The organism is Malacoplasma iowae (assembly GCF_900660615.1).
Classification (GTDB): domain Bacteria; phylum Bacillota_I; class Bacilli_A; order Mycoplasmatales; family Mycoplasmoidaceae; genus Malacoplasma; species Malacoplasma iowae.
Genome location: NZ_LR215023.1, coordinates 532335 through 556965, shown reverse-complemented (window position 1 = coordinate 556965; position 24631 = coordinate 532335). Strand labels below are relative to the sequence as shown.

Sequence of the window (24631 nt, the reverse complement as noted above, 5' to 3'; positions counted from 1 at the left end):
TTTTATATTTTTATTATTACATGAATATTTTTTACATATTATAGATATAAAAAAATATCTTAAGTTTTACCAAAACAAGAATTGCAATCTATATTTGTAATAAACTTAAGATATTTATTTTTTAATTAATTATTAGTTAAATCTATATTATTGATTAGCAATTTAACAATGTTTGTTAACATCTTTGATATATCATTTAAATTTTCATTAAATTGAACATCATTGTTTGAATCACTATTAAATAAATTATCAGAAACTATTTTTATACTAGAAAACATAATTTTTGTCTTAAAACATATTTGTGCTATTGAAGCTGATTCCATATCAAGACAATTCATCATATAAAAAAGTTTGTTATTAAATTTTTCAAAATTTAATTTGTTAATGAAACTATCAGTTGTTCCGCATTTACCATTTTTAAATTTATATTCATTACTTTTTAAAATTTTAATTATCTTGTCATTAAGTTTGTTGCTTGATGAAAAATATGGTAATTCTTTTGGTGTTTGCCCTAATTCATATTGAAATGCTGTTGCATCAACATCTAAATGATAAAAATCATTTATTAAATAAATATCTTTTATAAATGATTCTTTATTTGGAGATCCACAAGACCCAACATTTATAATTGCTTTAGGGTTAAATGTTTTAATTAAATTCAATGTTGTCATTGCAGCATTTGTTTTACCAACACCTGAAAAAACAAAAACAAACATATTGTCATTAAGATATGTTATGTAAAACTTTTGTTTTAAAGAAACATGAACATTAAAGCTATTTAAAAAAATAGATTTAAATTTATGTAATTCATCCTCTAAAGCAACTATAATACCAATGATTTTAGTTTTCATAAATTTCCTTTAGTTTATTAACAACTAAATCAAAACCTTCATTAATATCTTTTTTACATATTTTAATTAATTTATTTCTTTCTGGTAATTCACCATCAACACGAACATCCAACTTGTCAGCACAATAAACAATCTTAACAAGAATTGATTTATCTTCAGGAATTACATGGTTTTTAATAGCTGTTAAAATTTGGTAATCATCAATGTTATATCTTTTTCTTAAAACGTAAGCTCCAACAGGACCATGAAGAACTTTTCATGAAGGAAATTTTTTAATTTTTAATTTTTTGGCATATTTTAACACAACATCTTCTTTAAATTCTTTGGCATAATCATGATAAAGACCTGCGACATATGCTTTATTTAACAAAGTGTAATACTTGTTTTCTTTAGCAATTTGTTTTGCAAGTTCTGCCACTCTAATAGAATGTTCTAATCTATATTCACCCATAACAGTTTTTAAACGATCAATAGCATATACACCATTTTCATTTATATATTTTTCAACTTCTTTATCAAGGAATTTGCTTTTTGGGTATATTTTCAACGATGAAGAATTAGCATTAATATTTCACATTCCAATTTTTATAAAAGGAATATCATGAGGAATAATTGAATCTTTTTCAATTTTTCTTTTATGACAAATTAATTTAACTGATTCTAAAATTTGTTTGTATTCATGTCATGATTTAAAATTTTTTAATTGGTCATAACCAATTAATAAATATAAATCATAATCTTGATATTCTTGCTTAAAAAAGTTAATAGTATTCAATGTGTAAGAAACATCATTTAACCCTAATTCATATTCACATATTTCAAAATTATTAATACCTTTTATCATTAACTTTATCATGTCAACTCTTTGTTGATCAGAAGCACTAAGGTGTTTATTTTGAGGATGGTTTTTACAAGGAACAAAAAATAGTTTATTAGCTTTTATTTTTTTAAAAGCTTTGATTGCAATTTTTAAATGTCCTTTATGAATTGGATCAAATGAACCACCAAAGATAATAAGTTTTTTCTTGCTCATAGTCTTCCTTTCTATATCACAGCATTATCTGTAATATAAACATTAATTTTTTCAGGTAAATATATGTCAATGATTTCAATATTTTTTAGTGATACCAAACACAAACCATTAAGAAAAATATTATATTTAACATTTATATTTAGTTTATATGAATGCTTAGTAAATTTTATATCTTTTTGATTTAAAACAATATTAAATATTTTATTTTGGTTTTTCAACACATTATCAATTTTATCAAATTTTGTACTATGAACTTTTATGTTTTGTTTAACATAAAAGTTAATACTAGCATTTTCATATATTGATTTAGCATTCAGATAACATAAACCTTCTATAAAATAAGTTTGATTATTATTTTTTATTTGAAAATTTTTAGAAACAAATTTAATATTGTTATTTAATTTATCTATATCTTTGTTTGAAACAAAATTTAAAATAGAGTCATGATTTGGGATACCAGGTGTATCAATTATTGTATTTTTTTCAATTAAAATTTTTGATAAATTAAGTGTTGTATTTTTATATGGACTAACTGTTAAGAGTTCTTTTTCTTTGTTTAATCTAAGTAATGCATTTATTAAAGATGATTTACCTGTATTTGTTTTTCCAAATACATATGTTATTTTTTTATTTTTTGAAGCATCTTTTATATACTTATATATTCTATTAATGTTAATGTGTTCAATTGAGTCATATAAAATTATATCTTTGTACAAAATGTTTTTAGAATCAACTATTTTACTTATTTTTTCTAAAGTTATATTTGAGTTAAATTTCTTTGGTAAAGCATTAAGTTTGTTAACAACTATAATTTTGTTTCTATAATCTTTATATTGTTCTATCAATGTATTATAAATATCAAATAAATCAACAATTATTATTAAAAAATTATCTTTTATATCTATTTTGTTTATTACATCAATAATATGTTTTTCATCAACATTATCATTATTAATTTTTTTATAGTGTTTTATTTGAAAACATCTTTTACAATATAATGTTTTTTCTGTTGGGTTCATAACATATGATGGACTATTTATATCATTTGAAAAAAACTGTCCACAACCCTTACACTTTTTATTATAATAATTCGATTTCATCATTAATTTTTCCATTATCAAATTTGTTATCTATATATTTTTCATGTTGTAATTTTTTATAAATAAAATTTTCTAAAATCTTTAAAAGTAAATTGCTTGAAACACTTTTATTTGAATCAACCATTGGAAGCACCAAAATACTTTTACATTTAAGTCTATTAGCAAGAAAGATATCAGTAATAAATTGATCTCCTATAACCACAACATCATTATATGTAATATTAAACTTACTAATTTCTTTTTTTATTTTTCTTGTAAATGGTTTTTTACAATTATATAAAAAACCATCAACACTTATGGTTTTTTGAAGTTGATTTACAAAAGTTGTAACTCTTTTTTTTGTGTTATTTGAAGCAATGATAATAAGTAATCCTTCTCTTTTAATTTTATTAATAAATTCAAAAACATATTTATTGGGAAACTTGTTAAAATGGGGTACCAATGTATTATCTAAATCACATATTACAAGTTTTATTCCATTAGTTTTTAGAGAGTGAATATCTATATGTGAAATATCTTTAACAAAAATATTTGGTCTTAAATAGTTTAATCACAATGTTGTTTTAAAATTCATTATTTGCTCCAATTATTAATTATAAACAAAATTAAAAGCAATTAGATTATAGATTTACTTTTGAAAAAATAAAAAAACTAGATCATTAAATTTGATCTAGTTATTCCAAAATTTCAATTGTAAGGTTATTAAAATCATTTTTTATAATTAATGAAAGTTCTTCAAATTCTGATTCTGATATATTACTAAATTTTAAATAAATATTATAGTTTTTAAAAATAGAATATAAAGTGTTTTGAATTCACAAAAGATTTCATTTTGTTTTAGCATCAAGTTTATCAATATTATCAAGTATTATTGCTTCTTGTTGTTTTTCATTAATTTTTAAAGTTGATTTAATGTCTGAAACAAATGAAAATTTCAATAAGTAATTTATTTTTTTAATAACAAAATCTTGAATTGACAATGTTTTATTTTTAGAAACTATTTTAGTCATTATATAGATATAAAAACTACTTACTAAAAAACATATTATTGTTATAACCAATAACCCTATTGCTAATGGTGTTGTAATTATTTTATTTATATCAACAGTTTTAATTGCTGTAACAATCGGTGTAGCAATACCTGTAATTAAACAAATAAAAAAACCAATCATACACAATCAACAAAAAATATCAACAATTCAAATTCAAATTGACTTACTATTAATTGAACTAGTGTAATGTTTATAATTGTTACTTCTAAACATGTAACTTATAACAAAAAAAGTTAGTTTGGAATTTTGTTTTAATTGTTTATCAATAAAATTATTAACTAAATAATAATATCTTTCATCAGTGTAAAAATTTGTTATATTTTTTTTATTTACAAATTCAGTATTAGTTTTTTTAATAATTGCATTTATCATTTTTTAATTTGTTACTCCCATTCAATTGTTCCAGGTGGTTTATTTGTTATATCATAAACAACACGATTAACTTTTGGAATTGTATTTGTAATTAATGAACTTATTTCAGCTAATAGATTTAAATCAATTTTAGTTCATTCACAGCTCATTGCATCTTCTGTATCAACAGCTCTTAAACAAATAGTGTAACCATATGCTCTATTATCACCAACTACACCAACACTTTTACTATCTAAAATAACCGCAAAATATTGTCATGGTAACCTAGTACAAGATTGTAACAATTTAGTTCTAAAGATATAATCAGCTTCTTTTAAGATATCAAGTTTTTCTTTAGTTATTTCACCTATAACTCTTACACCTAATCCTGGTCCTGGGAATGGTTGTCTATAAACATTTTCTTTTGGTAAATTTAAAGCAACTCCAACATTTCTAACTTCATCTTTAAATAATTCTTTTAAAGGTTCAACCAATTGAAATTTCATGTCTTTTGGAAGACCACCAACATTATGGTGTGATTTAATAGTTTTGTTTGTTTTGTTACCACTCTCAACAATATCTGGATATATGGTCCCTTGTACCAAAAATTGATAAGATTCATCAAGTTCATTTTTAATTTTTTCAAATACTTTGATAAAAAGATTACCAATAATTTTTCTTTTTTGTTCTGGCTCTTTTATATTTTTAAGTTGATTTAAAAATAATTGTTCTGCATTAACAAACTTAACATTTAAACCAATTTTATTTACCATATTAAAAACTTCTTGCTTTTCATTTTTTCTAAGTAAACCATGATCTACAAATACACACAATAAGTTATCACCAATTGCTTTTGAAACAAGTGTTGCTGCAACTAATGAATCAACACCACCACTAAGTGCACAAATTGCTTTTTTATCTTTTATTGTTTCTTTTATTTTTAGAATTTGTTCTTCAATAATGGATTTAGATTCTCAAGTTGGATTAATATCTGAAATTAAAAATAAGAAATTACTAATCATTTGTTTTCCAAAAGGAGTGTGAGTAACCTCAGGATGAAATTGAACACCATATCATTTTTTATCAATATGTTTAACTGCAGCAAATTTACAATTAGATGTGCTAGCTATTACTTTAAATTTATTGTTTGTGTTAGCAACTGAATCATTATGAGACATTCAACATTTTTGATTTGGTTTAATATCGCAAAATAAATCAATTTGGTTGTTTAAGCAAATATCAACTTTACCAAATTCTGTTGAATGATTGTTTGTAACCATTCCACCATTATTTTTAACCATTAATTGCATACCATAGCAAATTCCTAAAACTGGAACATTTACTTTATTTCAAAAATCTTTATCTAGTTGATAACCATAATCATTATTTACATCACTTGGGCCACCAGATAATACAATTGCTTTGGGTTTTAACTGCAAAATTTCATTAATATTAATATCAAAAGGTTTGATTTGACAATAAACATTACACTCTCTAATTCTTCTTGCTATAAGTTGAGTGTATTGTCCCCCAAAATCTAAAATTAAAACTAAATCATGTTTCATATTTTTATTCCTTATTAATTTTATTTTGAATAATTAGGTGATTCTTTTATAATTTCTAAATCATGCGGATGAGCTTCTTTAAGTCCATTAACTGTTTGGACAATAAAATTAGCTTTTTCTTTTAGCATTTTTAAATCAACACTTCCACAATATGCTAAACCACTTCTAATGCCGCCTGTCATTTGATAAACTATATCTTCTGTTTTACCTCTATATGGAATTAAGCTTTCAATTCCTTCAGGAACAAATTTTTGATTATTAGATTGAAAGTATCTATCAGCACTACCTTTTTGCATAGCGCTTAAACTTCCCATACCACGATATTGTTTATATTCTTTATTATTAATTATTATTTTTTCACCAGGAGCTTCATCAGTACCAGCTAGTAAAGAACCAACCATAACAACATCAGCACCACCAGCTAAAGCCTTCACCATATCACCCGAATATCTTATTCCACCATCTGCTATAATAGGTACATTATATTTTGAAGCAACCTCATAACAATCAAAGATAGCTGTCATTTGTGGAACCCCTATTCCACTAACAACTCTTGTTGTACAAATACTACCTGGACCTATACCAACTTTAATTGCATCAGCACCAGCTTCTATTAATTGTTCAGCAGCAACTCCTGTTGCAATATTTCCAGCTACAACATCAATATGTGGATAAGTAGATTTTAATTTTTTTAAAAGTTCAATTACATTAAATGTATGTCCATGTGCTGAATCAATAAACAATACATCTACCCCTGCATCAACTAAAGCACTAACTCTTTCATTGACATCAGATGATACACCAATTCCTGCTGCTGTTAATAATTTATTATCTGTAGTTAAACATACATTAGGATATTTTTCAGTATCAACAACATAATTTTTTAACTGTTTAACAATGTTAGATTGTTCATCAACTGACATATTTTTATGAATTACTCCAACACCACCAAGTAATGTCATAGTTATAGCCATTTCATATGAAGTAACTGTATCCATAGCAGCTGAAATAATTGGAATATTCAAACTAATTCTTTTAGTTAATTTAGTTTTTAAACTAGTATCTTTTGGAAGAATTGAAGAATAGTTTGGAACCAATAACAAATCATCAAAAGTATAAGCTGTTACAAAAAATTTTCTTTTCATAATTAAAACCTCATCTAACACTAATCAAAGTTTATTATATATTATGCCATTGGATTTAATTTAAAAAGTAACAAAAGATAAATAATAAAAAAACAATAATGAAATAAATTCATTATTCCCTAACTGACATGTGAAGTGCAACACTTCAATGTTACATTAAACTCTCGACTTTGAAATATAAGTTGAGAGTTTTTTTGTTTTAAATATTTTCTTGATACATTTGGTAAGCTGTTTTATAACCAAACATTTTTCTTGGGATGTTGTTTACTTTTCATTCAAGAGTTTTTATTTTATCTTCACTTACTAAACTGAAGTCAGTTCCTTTTTTATATCATCTTCTAACTATCCCATTTATGTTCTCGTTGGACCCTCTTTGGAATGAAGAATAAGGTTGGCAATAATAAACTTTAAAGTTGAATTGTTTTGCAGTTATTCCCATCATTTGAAACTCTAACCCATTATCAACAGTGATGCTTTTTATTGGGAGTTTTTCATCTCGAATAATGGTATACATTTTAGCCATCATTGATCTAGCGTTCTTCCCTTTTATTTTTCTAATAATTGCCAACCTTGTTTTTCTTTCCACTAATGTCAATAAGTGGTAATAACCACTTTGCCTTTTACTAACTATTAGATCAGCTTCTCAATGTCCAAATTCTTTTCTATTGTTTATCTTTTCTGGTCTTAGACTATAAGGAATGCAGTATTTTCCATCAATTTTAGAAAATATACCTATTTTTCTTCTTTTTCCTTTAACATATTTTCTTCTTAAACAATCTCTTCTTTGTATCTTTCAAATCTTGCTATTGATTCATCTAAATACTTGCCTAGCACTTGGAACTTTAACTAACGGATAGTTTTCTTTTATTCAAAAAATTGTAGCTTCTACACCATGAGATTTAGGATTAAATTTTTGAATAAAAAGATCTGTGAAGTTTTTGTACTTCAACATAAAAAACATATGACAATTTGATTTTCTTCTAATGTATTTTTTGTGAGCAGTTGATGAATAATAAATCCCTGTTGAAGATGTGTTTCTTTTTAATTCTCTTGATATTGTTGATTTGTTTTTATTTAAGATTTTTGCAATCTTATTCATAGAATATTTTTCTTTATTTCAAAGAAAATAAATTAAGCATCTTTCTTCTTTTGTTAAATGTTTATAAGTTTTCATAAGCACTCCTAATATTCATTATCTTTTTATTAGTGAACACTTACAAACAAAACAAATGAAGTGCACACTCTTTTTTGAGTGTTGCACTTCACATGTCAATCGAGCAATAATGAAATAAATTCATTATTGCTGTTGTTGACCACCATTAGTGTTGTTGTAGTATTGTTGGTCTTGGTATTGTCCATCATAATCATATTGACCATCTTGATAACCATCATATTGTTGATTAGCATATGCTTGATTTTGGTCATATGAATTATCATAGTTTTGATCATAAGCATTATCATATTGATAACCATAATTTTGGTTATATCCGTTTGGATCATAATATTGATCATTATAGTTGTAATCTTGTTGATGCATGTTGTTATAACCTTGATCAAAATTGCCATCATTATATTGCAAGTTTTGATTATTGTATTGATCATATTGTCCAAAATTATTATTAGTATTATTATTCATATTTGGATCATTAACATTTGGATTAACAAAATTATTAAGATTTTGATTTGTTTGTTGTTGATAAGAACTATCCATTTTTTGTCCGTTATGATCAATTCTTTTTGACATTATTGCACTTGCAGCATCTTTATCACAAATAATAGTAACGTTAGGATTGTTAATTAAACTTGTGATAGGAAACTCTTGATCAAATTCTCTTGCAAAAAACAACTTACTTAATGCTGTTGCTTTTTTAGCACCAAAAGCAATTAAAACAATTTTTTTAGCTGATAAAATTGTACTTAATCCCATAGTTACAGCTTGAACTGGTGTTTTAGTATTTGGTGCAATATATTGACTATTATTTCTAATTGTATTTTCTGTTAAAGAAGTAAGATGAGTTCTTGAATTAATGTCTGTAAATGGTTCATTAAAACCAATATGTCCATTTTCACCAACACCTAAAATAAGTAAGTCCATATAGTTTTTAGAAGCTATCAAATTATCATAAACTGTATAATCAGCAACACAGTTTTCAGGATCTGTATAACTTGCTGGAAAATAAATATTTGATGGATTTATATCTACAAAATCAAAGAAGTTATTTTTCATGAAGCATCTATAAGTATTAGCATAATCTGCTTCGCTTAATCCAATATATTCATCAAGGTTAAAAGTTGTTACATTTTTAAAACTGACTTTATTTTGATTAAATAAATTTATAAGTTCTTTATAAACAGTAACAGGTGTTCCTCCAGTTGGTAAACCAAGAACTGAATAAGAATTTGCTTTAATTTGTTCTAAAACTAAATTAGCAACATGTTTAGCTGCATACTTAATTTCTGGAAAAACTAAAAATTTTGGTCTTATAGAATTATTATTTTGCATGATAATTTATTCTCTCTTTCACAAAATGTAATTTAAAAAACAACAATATAATTATACAATCAATATTAGTAAAAACTATTTTTTTCCATTTAAATTATCAATAATTTCTTGATTAAAAGTTTTTTTATTTTTTAAAATTTTCTTATTATTATTTACAATTTCTTTAATTATTTCAGTATCATTTTTTAAATGATTAGGTTCAATTTTAAAACTTCTAAACAGTGTTTCATAATCAACTTCATCTGTATTGGGATTTTTCTTTAGTTGATCTTTTGGAATATCTGCTATGTTGTCTTTATCAATGATTATTTTAGATAAAGAAGCAGGGCTATAATATGATGTATCTTTATTTTGGTTAAGTTCTTTTTGTTTCTCTATATTATTTTCATCACTATTTGATAAAGAATTCATTATAGATTTGTTTTCAATACTTTCAACAAATGTATTTGTACCATCATCTTCTAATAACATTCTGTCAAACTCATCAATTTCTTCCTGCACTTCATTGTTGTTATCACCAAACAAAACATTAAGTCTTTCTTTTTCGTCTTCCCATAAAGATAAGTCTTTTAATTTATCATCATATTCTAAATCTAAAACTCTTTTGCTTGTATAGATCTCATTTTCACTAAGTTCATAATCATATTGATTATCTTGTAAAAAATCATGATTTTGATTAGCATCAGTTTCAATATTATTTACATCAATGTTATTTCCTGAAAGATTAGAAATTAATTTGTCTAATGGGACATAATTTTTATCCATTAAAGTTTCTTTTTCACTATCATTAACAACATCTTCTAAAACTTGGTCAATTTTTAAATATGGTTTATCAAAATAATTTTGATCAACAACTTTGTCTTTTTTTGGTTCTTCTTCTTTAAATATGTCATTGAATTTAAATTTATAGTCATCTTTGTATTCATCGATATTAGGTTGAGCTTCATAGAAATCATTGTTATTTAAGTTATCATCAAATTGGTCATAACTTGAATAATCACTATCTTCTATATAGTTTTCATAATATGAATCTAAATTAGGTTCTTCAGTTGTTGTTGTTTCTTCAATATTTTTAATATCGACAACATCTCCATCCTCACCAATTAAATAATTTGGAACAAGAGATTCTGGATCAACATCTTTAAATTTCTCTGGAGTTTCTGGAGTTTCTATAAATAATTCATATTGATTAAGTTCTTCTTCATTAATTTCATTATCATAATTGTTTAAATTCAGATTGTTTTCTTGGGTTGGCTGTTCAATCATTTTTTTTTTAGAAATATCTTTAACATTATTTTTTTGTAATGCTTCTGTTATTTCATTAGATTCATTAGGAAGATTTAAGTCACATATCCCATTAATTACATCCCTTACAACATCACTCTTCATTTTTTCAAATAGGTTGTTACCATCTTCAATATAGATGTTTAAAGGACTTCTTTGTTCAAGCGATCTTAAATTAACACCCTCTCTAAGTTTAGTCATCTTATCAATATGTGTTGTTCATTTTTGATCTAGATTAACAAGTAAAATTTCACCAATAACATTTAAAGCATTAATTTCTTTTAAAATATTTGCTTTTGTTTCAACAATTGTATTAAAAATATTAACTAAAACATCTCTAGCATCATTTAATACTAAACCCTCAAAATCTTCTGGTTTAAAATATTCAAATTTTAAAAACTTACTATTAATTAATTCACATAATTTAATATGGTCAATAATAGCTGAGTTATCAACATTTTTATTTTGATATACCAAATCTGTTGCATACTCTTTAGCCATATTGCTTAAGATACCCAAATTTTTTGTTTCCAATAAAATTTGATCACGTTGTTTATATACAAGTTCTCTTTGTAAAGATAAAACATGATCATAATCCATTAAGTTTTTTCTAACATCAAAATTTAAACCTTCAATTTTCTTTTGTGTTCTATTTAAAAATGATGTAAAGAAAGTTCAATCATGGAATTCATTTTCAAGTTTTTGAGCAGCCTTTTCATATCTATCACTTGCAAATCTTTTGAAAATACTATCTTCAAGTGAAGTAAAAAATCTAGATTCACCAGGGTCACCTTGACGTCCAGTTCTACCACGTAATTGGTTGTCAATTCTTCTTGATTCATGACGTTCTGTACCAATTACATATAAACCACCAAGTTTTAAACATTCTGGTGCTACTTTAATATCAGTACCACGACCAGCCATGTTAGTTGAAATTGTTATAGCTCCAAGTTGACCACCTCTTTTAACAATTTCAGCTTCTTTTGAATTATCACGAGCATTCAACACTTCATGAGGTATTTTCATTTCTTTTAATCTTTGATGAATTAATTCAGAATCTGAAACTGATGATGTACCAACAAGAATAGGTTGCCCTGTTTTGTGACGTCTAACTATTTCTTCAATAACGTGATTTCATTTAACTTCTTTAGTACCAAAAATATAATCTGGTTTATCGATTCTAATAATTGGTTTATTTGTTGGAATTCTAACAACAACCATATTATATATTTTTAAAAACTCTTCTGATTCAGTCATTGCTGTACCACTAAAAGCAGATAATCTTTTATATAATCTGAAAAAAGATTGATATGTAATAGTTGCCATTACAACATTTTCTGGTTCAATTTGCACTCTTTCTTTTGCTTGAATTGCTTGTTGTAAACCAGCATTATAACTTCTACCTTCAAGTACCCGACCTGTAAATTGGTCTACTAAATAAATTTTATTATCTTTAACAATATATTCTCTACCATTAGCAAACACATAGTGTGCAACTAGTGCATTAGTAACTTTATGAACAATTTCACTTGATTCAACTGAATATAAATTTTTTAAATTAAAAAATGACTCAACTTTTTGAGTACCAGTATCTGTTAAAGAAATAGTATTTGATTCAAGATCAATAAAATAATCTTCTGGTTTTAAAGATGAAACAATTTTATCAACATCAAGATAAAGAGAATAATCTTCTTTTGGCATCCCTGAAATAATCAATGGTGTTCTAGCTTCATCAATTAAAACAGAATCACCCTCATCAATAATGACAAAAAATAATTCCCTAATAACTTTTTCAGATATACTTCTAACCATGTTATCTCTAAGATAATCAAAACCTAACTCTGAGTTAGTTGTATATGTTATATCTCTAGCAAACATTTCCTTTTTAACTTCTTTTGCAAGTTGAGAAGTGTTATAACCAACAGTTATTCCAAGAGGTTCGAAAGCTTTTGCAGCAATTTCAGCATCACGTTGAACTAAATATTCATTAACCGTAACAACATGCACACCACGTTTTGCTAATGCATTTAAAAATGAAACTAACATAATAGTTACAGTCTTACCTTCACCTGTATACATTTCAGCAAAGTCACCACAATGAGCAACATATGCACCCATCATTTGTACAGGATAAGTTAACATTCCATAAACTCTAAAGATTATTTCTCTAGCAATAGAGAAAGCATCAACAACTATATCATCAATATCGAATTTATTTTCTTTTATACCATTGATTAAATAGTCTGTTCTAATCTTTAGATCTTTTATAGAAAGTTTTGAATATTCTTCACGATTCATTTCTACTTGTTCAGCTATAACTTTTGCTTTGACAAGTATCTTACTTCTTTTTTTAAGCTTTTTTATTTTCATCAAATATAACCTCTCCTCTTTGCTTTTCAACCACTTTGTTTATAACTCCATCCAAAAGATAGACCACTCTATTTGCATAATTTGCAATTCTTTCATAATGTGTAATCATTACAATTGTAGTTTTTAATACATCATTTATTCTAACAAAAGAATCAATAATTGCTTTTGACATTTTCTCATCTACAGCAGCTGTTGGTTCATCTCCAAAAATAATTAATGGGTTTTTTGCAATTGTTCTTGCAATTGATGTTCTTTGTTTTTGACCACCAGATAATTCATATGGATATTTATTTGTTTGCTCTGTTAAACCAACAGTGTCTATAATTTTTGATATGATCTCATTTTCTTTCCCGCTATAAAAATTTTTAGCATCAACATTTCTATCAATGTCTTCTTTAAATTTTTGTTCTGAATATGTGTCTTTTCCTAAATAAGAACCCATTAATACATTTTCAAAAACTGTAAGGTTTGGTAATAATCCATACCTTTGGAAAACATAACCTATTACATCTTTTCTAAAAGAAGTTAAATTTTTATTACTTAGATTATGAAGTTCAAATCCTGCAACATTTACTTGACCATATGTTGGTTTATCAATTCCAGAAATTAAATTCATTAATGTTGTTTTACCAGAACCACTTGGACCCAATATAACAACAAAGTCACCTTTATTAACAACTAAATCAATATTTTTAAGAATCATGGTTGTCATAGTTGGAGAAGTGTAATATTTATAAACTCCATTTAACTCAATAATTAAATCATTTGGAAGTGCTGAAAATTGTCTTTTAAGTTTTATTTTTTCTAATTTTTTAATAAGTTTAAAAATATTTTTATAATATTTTTTAACTTTTTTCATATCCTCTTTTTTACCACTACCTTGTATTTTGTTTATAGATTCAAAAAGAGTATTAATGTTTTTGATAATTTCATTTCTCTTTATTTCTTTAGCATCATCTTCTTTAAATTTACTTACAAATTCTATTTTGCTTTTTTTATTATTTTGAACTTTACTATCTTTTAATTCAGATTTTTTTTCTTTTATATTTATATTGTTAACAATTATTTCTTTAGATTCATTTTTAGTTGTTATAGAATTCATAATCTTACCTGGTTTATTTCTTATTAATTATAAATTATAAAGAAAAATAGTTAAACTCTTTTAAATAAAAAAAGCAAGGCGACCCTTGCTTTAAAGTTTTGATAAGAATTTGTTTTTCTTTTTTCTATTTTTCTTTTCTTTTAAAGAATCAGCAAATGAATTTAATTTAAAATCATCTTTAGCAACATTATCTTGCTTTTTAGTTGTGAATTTTACTTCTTGATTTTCTTTTACTTCTTTTAAGAAATCTTTATCTAATCCTTTTTGTTCTTGTTGTTTTTTAATCATTTTTTGATTTCGTTTAGAAAGATTTAGATCATTTGTTACTAATGGGTTTGAATAATGACTTGATCTTTTTTTGATAATAATTGAAACTACAATTATAAATAAAACAACAGCTGCAATTGATAAAGATAATATTAAAGCATATTGAGTTATTGGACTTAATGGAATTTTGAAATTAGTTATCAATATAGTTTTTGTATTTAATCCGGAACCAGAATCTGATTTTTGATTTGAGCTAAATAAATTATAATTTTGTTGCCCTGCTTGTACTAATGAGAAAGTTGCAACAATCACTCCGGATGTATTATTTTTAATAATTTTTAAGTCATTACCAATTTCATAATTTTCAAGAGATATTAAGTTTATAACATCTTCATCATTCACTTGATTTGCATACATATTTTTATTAATGTTTCCAATTGAATTGGCTTTTTCTAAATCAACTTCTAATCTATTAACTGAAACCTTAATCCCATCCTCTTGACTTGGAACATTTCATGAAAAATCATAATTTCTAGTTGAGATACTTCAACTAACTTTATAAGGATAAATATTTGGATATGATTGATTAATAGCATTTTTTAATTCATCATTAAACTTAACTTGTTGACCATCAAGATATACATTTGTTGGCGCCTTATCTTTTATTGAGATTTCTAAATTAAGTCTTTTATCATTATCAGCAGTATTTAAATTAGATGCATTTATATTTAAATTTTTTAAATCATCAACTAATGGAAATTTTAAATAACTTCCAAGTGTTGTATTTTTTAAATCAGTATTATTATTAACAGCATCTTCTCATTCTTTTCAAACTTCACTTGGTTTTTTTATTCCATAATAGTTTTCTATATTTAAGTTAATATTATAGTTTTCTTGAATAATTTTAAAACCACTTATTGTAACTGGACTTTTTATAATTGTTTTTCTATCCTCTGGGAAAGTATTTGGCAATCCAGTTTTTATATATTTAATAGAATCAATTGTTATTTGACCAGTATATATACTTGCGTTAGAAACTTTTATTTCCCAATTTTCAGGATTTCTATCATACATTGTACCCAATGTTACAAAGTTATCTAATATTTCTTTTTTACCTTGATTCTTTAATTTGGTTTTATCAGCTTCTTCTGATAATTTAGAAAGATCAGTTGCATATCTACTTTGTTTGTATAATCTAATATTTTGATAACTATCCTGTTCTTCGTCTGTTAGAAAATGAGAATCATAACCATCTAATGACATGAAACCAGAAAAAGATTGTGAAAAGCTTAATTTTGAATCAGGAATACCTGTTGGAAAATTATTCTTATTTAATTTAATACTCACATTTAATGTGTAATCATTATCAGATGTAGTTAAAGTTATTTCACTATCTTTAACTGTGTAATTAGCATTATTTTTATCTTTTATATCTGTAACAATAAAATTGTCTATAATATCTTGTTTTGTTACTTGACTTGCTCTTTTTGTTTTTTTCAAATTATTTATTGCTTCAAATTTAGTATGATTTTCTTCTGTATCAATTGTCACAAAATTTAAATTAATTTTGCTGTAATTATAAAATCCTTCAATATGAACTGGTATAGAAAATTGGTTCTTTGCACCATTTTATCAATTTGTGTATGTTACTAAGTAATTATAATCTAATGTACCAAAATCATTACTTGGTTTAATATTATTAACTGAAACAGTTATTGTGCTATTATTTGTTGATGTATTACTAGAAAATTTTAAAAATTTAGTTAAATCATTAGTTTGAAAACTAGAAGGCATTTTTTCTTTAAAACTTGGGTCTTTTTTAAATTCAGAAACAGGGTCGCTTCATTTATTGAACTTTAATGGATTTTGTTCAATAACACCTATATTATTAGATTTTATTGAAAACAATTTATTATCTTGAGTTTTATCCATAAAAACAAAAGGTGGATTAGTGTTTGTAAATCCATTTATTGGTGCAATTATCAATGGGTTTTCAATTCTTCCATCAGACCCTGATGGAAGAACTTTATTCAAAATAACTCTAGAATTTAAATTATTTCCAGAATTAACTATATCAACATAAGAAATAACACTTCCATTTTTAGACTTTGAATTTGAAATATATAATCTATTATTTGTTAAATCATATGAAATATACTTGGCATAATCTCCACCATCTTTTGTAGAAAGTGAAACACTAGGACCTTTTGATAAAGTTTGATTATTAGTATCATAATTAACAACTATAACATTTGAATTTGTTCCAACAGTTGCTACAACAAAAGAATTTGAACCATCATTTTTTGTGTAGTGAAAACCAAAATTTGGTAATTTATCATAACTATCAAAACCTTCGCCAGCTTCAAAATTAATACTTAAATCAATTTCTATCCTCGAAGAATTATCATTTTTTGTAATACCCAATAAATCATCATTAACAAGGGTTGCTTTATATTTGTTTGAAGAATCTAAAAACACTGCTAAATTAATATTGCTATTTGCTTTACCAGGAATTACATATAACAAATGATCATCACCAGTTGATGTAATCATATTAAATGATGGATCTAATCTTACAATACCACTACTTGAAACTTTAACAATTGTTCTATTTTGAATAACTTCTGATTCTTTTCCTTTTTTAGATACAAAAATATTCCCATTAGAAAGTTGATTAATAAAATTTGAACCTTCTTTAACAGTTGCAATATTGTTTGTTATACCATTAGCAGCATTATTCACACTATAAGGTAAATATAATTTCCCAAAATCAGCATCAATAGCAAAAACTGACATATTTTTATTGTCAGCTGTACCAAACAATACAACAAGTTTTTTTGAAGATTGAATATAAGTTCAAGAATGCATTTTGTAAGAACTAATATCATTAACTGAGTATGCAACATTATAATATTGTTTTAATGAAGGATCATTTACTAAATCCAACTCTCAGATAATAAGTCCATCTAAAGATGTTAATACTATTTTCTGATTATTTTGTGTCTTACCAAAAAAACCTAAATTAGTTTGAATGTTTTCAAATGTAGGTTCATTAACAATTGCATCATAAGAATTAAAACCTGTAATTTCTTTACTATTAGCTTCTTTTTCAGCTGCATTTTTAGATACTACAGCTTGTTGAGATTGATAATTAATTTTACTGTTTGCTAAAAAAAGATTAAGAGATAAAACAGAAGAGACTGATATGATACTGCTTGCAAAAACAGAAGAAAAAATTTTCTTAAATTTCTTTTTCATATAAGCCTCCTTTAATAAACTATTTTGCTCTTTTAATTTTACTATATTTAATTCCCTTAGTCTTGGATGCATTAACAAATTTATTACGTTTAACTCTCATTACAATTATTGTAAATAAAGCTAAAACAATTAAACTAATAACAACAGATAAAAGAATAGTATTGAAATCACTTTTAATCTGTCCAGTTGTTTTAAAACCAGAAATTATCATTTGTGGATTTATTGTTACAGTAAATCCACTAGAGTTTTTAATATTTGGATATTCAACAGTATAATTTACAATTACAATTCCGCTTTCATTATCTGGAATTAATTGAATATATTTAATTTCATAATATGTCACATCTGATTTATCGATTTGACCTTGTTCGTTTGTTTTAGAAAATTCTTTTAACAAATTAAAAGATTTTTGAAATTGAATTTTTCCTAATTCTTGATCTGTTGGGAAAGAGTCAACAAAAGAAGAAGGTAATACATAATTGTAATTAATGTTTTGTGGGCTTGAATCATTATATAAATCTTTATATGCAATAGTATTTAAAGAATTTGAAACACCATAATTTCAGTTGTATACAGTTATGTTTGCATTAACATCAACCTTTTCTAATTCTTTAAATAAATTAGGTCTTTTCTGCAACAATTTATTTTGGAAATCTTTATCAAGTTTTAATTTAGTTGTATTACCATCACTTAAAACAACATTAATGTTTGTAAACATTTCAACTTTTGGATTAACACTATAAATAAGTTTATTATCAGTTGATTGTTCATTGTTCATAGTGAAATTAAATTGACTTGAAACATCAACTCAATTATTTTTAGCTGTTGAATAATCACTAATTAAATTATTTATATTCTTGCTAATATTCTCTGTAGTCATTAAAGAAGTTAATTCATTCATTCTTGTTGTATCTAAAGTTATTTTTTCTCCCACATATTCTTCAAGTGTCATAAAACCACTTCCAGATGTTGTATCTTTTTCTTTTCCAACACTTATAGTGTAATTTTCTGCTGGAATTGTTTCTGGAACTCCATTTTCACTAGCTTTGTATTTTATAGTAAAACTCATTTTTCCATTAATGATATTTTCTTTAAATTGTTCAGTTGATTGATCTGCATTATCAACAGTTAATTCTCAATCACTTTCATTTCTTGAATAATATGAATTTAAATTAAGACTATTAATAATATCTTTTTTAGTTATTTGATAAGCCAATTTATTTTTCTTTAATGAATTAAATATATTTGTATTTAATGTTACTTTGTCTCATCCTCCAGTTCTTAAAAAACCACTATATTTATAAGAACCTATAATATTATCAACAGGCATATTCGATGACGAAATACTTGTAAGATTATAATTAATTAATAATGTACCATCATCATCATTTGCAATAACTTGAATTGGAGCATTTTGATTTGAAGTGTCTTCTTTTTGTTGATCAGTTTTTTGTGCTGAAGAAATATTAATATGGTTTTCCTCTATTTTTAAATTTGACCCAGCAATATAAAAACTTTTCATAATATCTTGTTTAGTTATTTTTGAAGGTAATTTAGATTTTAATGCTGTAATTTCATTTCATTTTTGACTATTATCATTAGCATTTTTTACTAATTTAAAACTCAATGAATCTCTAGTGTAAAAACCAGAAGCAGTTATTGGAATAGTAAATGAAATAGAAGTCTTATTATTTCATCAATTTGAAACTTTATATTCAATAACAACACTAATTGTTCCACTTACATCATTGTAATTAACAGGAGAAGATTTAGATAAATTTTTAGTTACACCAGTAATTTCTTTATCTTCTGAGTTTACAAGTTGAACCATTTTAATAATGTCTGCTTCTTTAAGATCAGAAGGTAAATGTTTTTCCAATTCATTTTCTTTTATGGCTTCTTCAATACTTTTAAAAGAATAAGAATCAAGTTTTGATATATCTGTTAATGCAGCACTAGAGTTTACTGTTATTTTTCCACTATAATAATCTACATTGGTTAATGAAGCTGGTTCATTATTAGAAAAAGTTAATTCCTCTCTAATTATGTAGCTATTAGCATCAACATTTGCATCATTAACTATAAAAAAATTATTTATTTTCTTTTCGTTAGCTTTTGTTGTTACACCATTTGTAAAATTTGTAATTTCATATACTGATGAATATTTACCTGATGTATCATCTAACTTATAACAATAAAGTTTTTGTGAACTATTATCAATTGTAGTTACAAAAAGTCTTTTATTTTTTTGATCTACTCTATATGCATAAGCATATTGATTAGAAGAAGTACCACCATTACTTGAATCTTCTGATTTACCTATATCAATTGATGCTTTTTCTATTTTCTTTTTTCCATTATTTGAACTATCACTTTCATTTGGACTAAATCTAAAAATATTTAATTTTTTTGCAAGTTCTAAATCATTAGTAAAACCATCTGTAACAAAAGGTAACACTATTGTGATAATTGAATTATTACTACTAGTAAATGTAATTGGTTCAGCTATTGCATTTTCAACACTTTTTGTAGAATTTATTGTTTGTTTTTCTGTAAGCTGAGTTAAATTAAAATCAAAAATATAAAAATCAACATCTTGATTTCCATTTACTGGTTGTTGATTACTTATAGTTGAAATAGCAAAATAATTTCCATATAGATTAGATACATTAATTAATTTATTACTATTTAATAAAGTATTTAAATTAGAACTATCAATATTAACACTAGAATAGTTTATTGAACTAAATTTAGTTATTGTTTTTTGTGTTGAATCTTGTGATTTAGAAAACACAAAAAATGTCCCATCATTTTGATTTAAAACTACTCAATCAATAGAATTTTTTAATGCATTAGGATAATTAGTTGAAGTTATTATTGATGATGGATAACTATTATTTAATAAATAAGGTGTTCCTGTACTTAAATTTATTTGAAATAAAAATGGAACTAATTCATCAGCTTTGTTTTTATCATTTTCAGTTGGATAATGCCCAACCCCATATACAAACACTGTATTTCTTGTATAAGTGTTGTATTTAATACCTACATTTGAAATTGAACTAGGTTTTGTTTTTTTAGAATTTAAATTAAGCATGAAATCACTTTTCATAATATCAAAACTTCATGCTGTAATATTGTTATATAAAGTTAAATTAATTACATTATTATTTATACTCAATATTCCATTAGGAGTAATATTTGATTGGTTTTTGTTATCTTGACCAAATGTTGGAACAACTTCATTAGCTTTAACTTCATCATTATTTACAACTTTAGCATTTTTTTGAAAACTATTAGAATTAACATAATCAACATTACTACCTATTGAAAAAAAAGTTGGCATAATTAAAATACCACTAAGTAACAATGTTGATAATATTTTTTTCTTTTTAATTCTCATAATAACTCACCGTTAAAAATAATGCATTTTAAATAATTATAATTTTTTTTAATAACTATATCAATTATCAAAAATAATAAAAACCTACACTTTTTTTATCAGTTATAGGTTTTTATTATTTATTATTTTTTTATTTTAGTTAATTTTTTAAATTTCTTTCTTTTTCTAGAAAGTGGGCTGTCAATAACAGAAGGTTTTGTTTTAGAAATTGACAAAATAATTATCAATATAAGCGCTAATAGAGCAACACTTAAAATGATTGCTGGAATATATTGTGATACAGGACTAAATGGAATTTTAAAGTTTTTTATAAATATAATTTTTTGATTATTTGTAACACTATTTATTCTATTATCATTTTGTTTAATAGATTTAGATTGGTTTTGTCCTGGATCTACTTGGTTGATTGAAAAAACAATTGTTATTGTACCAGCTGATCTATTTCTGCTAATTTCTGGATTTCCAGAAATTTCATAATTTTGTAATGTAAATAATGTTAATAAATCATTCTCACTTACTTCATCAGCATACATGTTAGAATTCATAAAGTCAAACTTTGCTTTTTCTATATCAATTGATAAAGAATCATCTGTTTGTGTAATTCCAACTACATTATTATTTGTATCCCATTCAAAAACATAGCTTTGTGAATCTATTTCTCAAGCAACATTATAAGGATATGTATTTCCTAAAGCTTTTTTAAGATTATCATTTGTTTGTTTATCTAAAGTTAGATATTTACCATTAACAATTAAATTTGTTGTTGCATTATCTTTTAAACTAATTTGAAGGTTTAATTTTTTGTCTTTGATAGATGTGTTCAAATTAGTTACTTTTATGTCTAAGTTTTTAGGATTAGCTAATTCAAAATTTAAACTTTTAATTAATGTTGATTGTTCAGCGTTGCCATTATTTAGCAATGACTGATATTCATTTCATAATCCTGTTGGTGTAAGGTTTCCAACATATTTTGTCATTGTTGGAGGGTTTTTAAAGTTATCTGTTAATTTTTTAAATCCTGATATTGTTGTATTAGATAATACATTTTTTAATTCATCAGGGAAACCAGTTCCAACACTAGTATCAATGTATTTAATATATTCAATTTCTAAATTACCATTAACATTATCAACTGATTTTAGTTTAACTTCTCAACTAGAATAACTTGTATTATATGAAAAACCAAGTTTAATAAAATTAGTAAATAAATCTCTTTTACCATTATCTGTTAATTTCATTGAAGTAGTATCATACTCGATTTCTGATGGGAATTTAGAACTTTTTAATAATTTAACATTGTCATTACTATTTTGTTCATCATCAGTTAGGAAATGGAAAGTATATCCACTAGTATCTTTAAAACCTACAAATTCATAAGAATAGTTTAATAAATCACCTGATGTTCCGTAAGGAAATGAATTAACTGGTAATGCAACTTTAACAGTTAACGAATTTGTACCAACAGTTGTAGTTATCATATTTTCATTAATATTAAATTTGCTACCATTTTTATCTTTAATTTCATATGTAAAGAAATTATCTATAATTTCTTTTTTAGTAATGTCTCTAGCATATTTTGTTTTCTTTAATTCTTCTATTTTTTCAAACTTAGTTTGTGTTTCAGTTGTTTTGTTTGTTATAAATGAAAATTTAATATTTGATTTTTTATACATTCCATCAACATGAAAAGGAATTGTAAAATATGAAGTGGTAGATTTATCTCATCAGTTATTAAATTCAACTTTATATTTAGCACTTAAAGTTCCATTGTCATCATTACCAGAACGATTTTGTACTGTAACTTTATATTGTCCAACTGAGTTATTATTTGATTTAAAAGTTAACTTATTTTTTAAATCATTATCATTTACATTAGATGGCATTTTATCTTTATATAAACTTGTATCTGATTTAAAAGCTGAAATTGGATCATATCATTTATTAAACTGTAGTTTAAATTTACCTAGATATTGTCCACTCTGGAATGCTGCTGTTGGTGTATCATTATCCTTATCTGTTTTAAATATATATGGAGTTAATGAATACTTTTTATCTGTAATAACAGGTGTTATTAAAAATGGATTTGTAATTTGTTCAGCATTTGAATTATCATCAACTGGAATTTTTACTGTATTGTTACTATTAGCTGTATCTTTATTTAAATCTCATTTTATAACTCTAGTTTTATCAGGAGATTTGTAATATGAAATATACAAACTATTATTAACTGGATCATAATTTGAATAACGGAATTTGTTTTGGTTATGATCTAACTCTGCTTTTTTAGACAATATACGAGTATTTAAATTTAAAAACAATGTTTTATCATTAGAAGATCCACCAACCAAATTCAAAATGAAAAAACCACTAGCATTTTGATCATTTAGGGTAAAACCATATTTTGGAATCATATCAATACTTTTAAAAATGCCATTTGTATCCTGTGTAAAAGTTACATCAGTATCAAATTTAACAATTTTATTATCCTTATCATACGGGATTAAACTATCATTAGTTGCTATGCAAAAGTACTTATTATCATTACCAAGATAAACTGCTACATCTGTATTAGATCCTTTTTTACCACCAGCAAAATATAAAAACGTTGCATTTTCATATTTTGTTTTTTCTTCAGATGTTCCTAATATTCCGTCTAATATATTTGAAACAGGATAAATCTGAGATAATCCATTATTGTTTATAGTAACAACTGTTCTTGTATTTTTTACTTCATTTTCTTTACCATATTTTGATGCTAAAACATTTCCATTTGATAATTTATTTAATGTTGTGCTACCAGGTTTAACATCAACTATTTTATTAAATTTATTATCTTGACCACCAAAAAGTTGCCCATCAAATATTGAATATGAAAACACTGTCATATTATTATTATTTTCATCTCCAAAAAGGACACATAAAAGCTTATTATTACCAACTTCTGTGTAAGCTCAAGAATGCATTTTATAATTGGAAATATCACCTATACCTTTTTGCTTGTAATAGTTTATAACATCTGTGTTTTCAACAATTGTGTCTTGTCAAACAACTATACCATCATATGAAGTTAAAATAACAGATTTATTATCACTTGTTTTTCCAAAAAAACCTTGTGGTGTTGAAATTGATTGCATAGTTGGTTCATTTGCAATTGTTTGATAATCTGCAAATGAATTAACAGCTTTTAAAGTATCTTTGTCTTTAGTTAAATTATATGAAGTATCTGCTTTGTTTAATTGGTCATTATTAAAAGAAGGAACAAAAGAAAAAACTATAGGAAACAATGCTCCTATTGTAATAAAAGGTACAAATTTTTTAAAAGTTCTTTTACTGTTTTTTCTCATTAT

The 24631-nt window shown here is 24.7% G+C and carries 14 protein-coding genes and 1 pseudogene; all 15 read right to left on the bottom strand.

The window, feature by feature from the left end:
- Positions 1-125 precede the first annotated feature (125 nt).
- Positions 126-851: a 5'-methylthioadenosine/S-adenosylhomocysteine nucleosidase gene (mtnN, locus tag EXC57_RS02230; protein ID WP_129692574.1), complete on the bottom strand. Its 726-nt coding sequence runs from the start codon at positions 849-851 to the stop codon at positions 126-128.
- Positions 841-1884, bottom strand: a complete 1044-nt coding sequence (locus tag EXC57_RS02225) for a nicotinate-nucleotide adenylyltransferase (RefSeq protein WP_129692573.1) — start codon at positions 1882-1884, stop codon at positions 841-843. The genes mtnN and EXC57_RS02225 overlap by 11 nt, the downstream gene beginning before the upstream one ends.
- An 11-nt stretch (positions 1885-1895) precedes the next feature.
- Positions 1896-2984 carry a GTPase gene (locus tag EXC57_RS02220; RefSeq protein WP_004024831.1) on the bottom strand — a complete coding sequence of 363 codons (1089 nt, stop codon included), beginning with the start codon at positions 2982-2984 and terminating at the stop codon, positions 1896-1898.
- Positions 2965-3558: a YqeG family HAD IIIA-type phosphatase gene (locus tag EXC57_RS02215; protein WP_004024832.1), complete on the bottom strand. Its 594-nt coding sequence runs from the start codon at positions 3556-3558 to the stop codon at positions 2965-2967. The genes EXC57_RS02220 and EXC57_RS02215 overlap by 20 nt, the downstream gene beginning before the upstream one ends.
- A 100-nt stretch (positions 3559-3658) precedes the next feature.
- Entirely contained in the window at positions 3659-4408 is a 750-nt protein-coding gene (locus tag EXC57_RS02210) for a hypothetical protein (protein WP_004024833.1), read from the bottom strand.
- Positions 4409-4419: 11 nt separating this feature from the next.
- Complete coding sequence (gene guaA / locus EXC57_RS02205) at positions 4420-5952, bottom strand: glutamine-hydrolyzing GMP synthase (protein WP_004024834.1); 1533 nt, start codon at positions 5950-5952, stop codon at positions 4420-4422.
- A gap of 20 nt (positions 5953-5972) precedes the next feature.
- A complete protein-coding gene (guaB, locus tag EXC57_RS02200) occupies positions 5973-7097 on the bottom strand; it encodes an IMP dehydrogenase (protein ID WP_004024835.1) in 1125 nt (374 codons plus the stop codon).
- A 199-nt stretch (positions 7098-7296) separates the two neighbouring features.
- A complete protein-coding gene (locus tag EXC57_RS02195; RefSeq protein ID WP_129692495.1) occupies positions 7297-8271 on the bottom strand; it encodes an IS30 family transposase in 975 nt (324 codons plus the stop codon).
- A 123-nt stretch (positions 8272-8394) separates the two neighbouring features.
- On the bottom strand, positions 8395-9600 hold the full coding sequence (locus tag EXC57_RS02190) for a glucosamine-6-phosphate deaminase (protein WP_004025467.1): 1206 nt from the start codon (positions 9598-9600) through the stop codon (positions 8395-8397).
- A gap of 1236 nt (positions 9601-10836) precedes the next feature.
- Positions 10837-13254: pseudogene (gene secA / locus EXC57_RS02185) on the bottom strand (preprotein translocase subunit SecA); the annotation flags it as partial.
- On the bottom strand, positions 13235-14356 hold the full coding sequence (locus tag EXC57_RS02180; protein ID WP_129692571.1) for an ABC transporter ATP-binding protein: 1122 nt from the start codon (positions 14354-14356) through the stop codon (positions 13235-13237). The pseudogene secA and the gene EXC57_RS02180, both read right to left, overlap by 20 nt.
- A gap of 90 nt (positions 14357-14446) precedes the next feature.
- A complete protein-coding gene (locus EXC57_RS02175; RefSeq protein ID WP_129692570.1) occupies positions 14447-16123 on the bottom strand; it encodes a hypothetical protein in 1677 nt (558 codons plus the stop codon).
- 129 nt (positions 16124-16252) lie between these two features.
- Complete coding sequence (locus EXC57_RS02170) at positions 16253-17881, bottom strand: hypothetical protein (RefSeq protein WP_129692569.1); 1629 nt, start codon at positions 17879-17881, stop codon at positions 16253-16255.
- Positions 17882-17900: 19 nt separating this feature from the next.
- Positions 17901-21284 (bottom strand): lipoprotein 17-related variable surface protein, encoded by a 3384-nt coding sequence (locus EXC57_RS02165; protein ID WP_004025472.1) that lies wholly within the window; start codon positions 21282-21284, stop codon positions 17901-17903.
- Positions 21285-21406: 122 nt separating this feature from the next.
- Complete coding sequence (locus EXC57_RS02160; protein WP_004025473.1) at positions 21407-24628, bottom strand: lipoprotein 17-related variable surface protein; 3222 nt, start codon at positions 24626-24628, stop codon at positions 21407-21409.
- Positions 24629-24631: the final 3 nt, after the last annotated feature.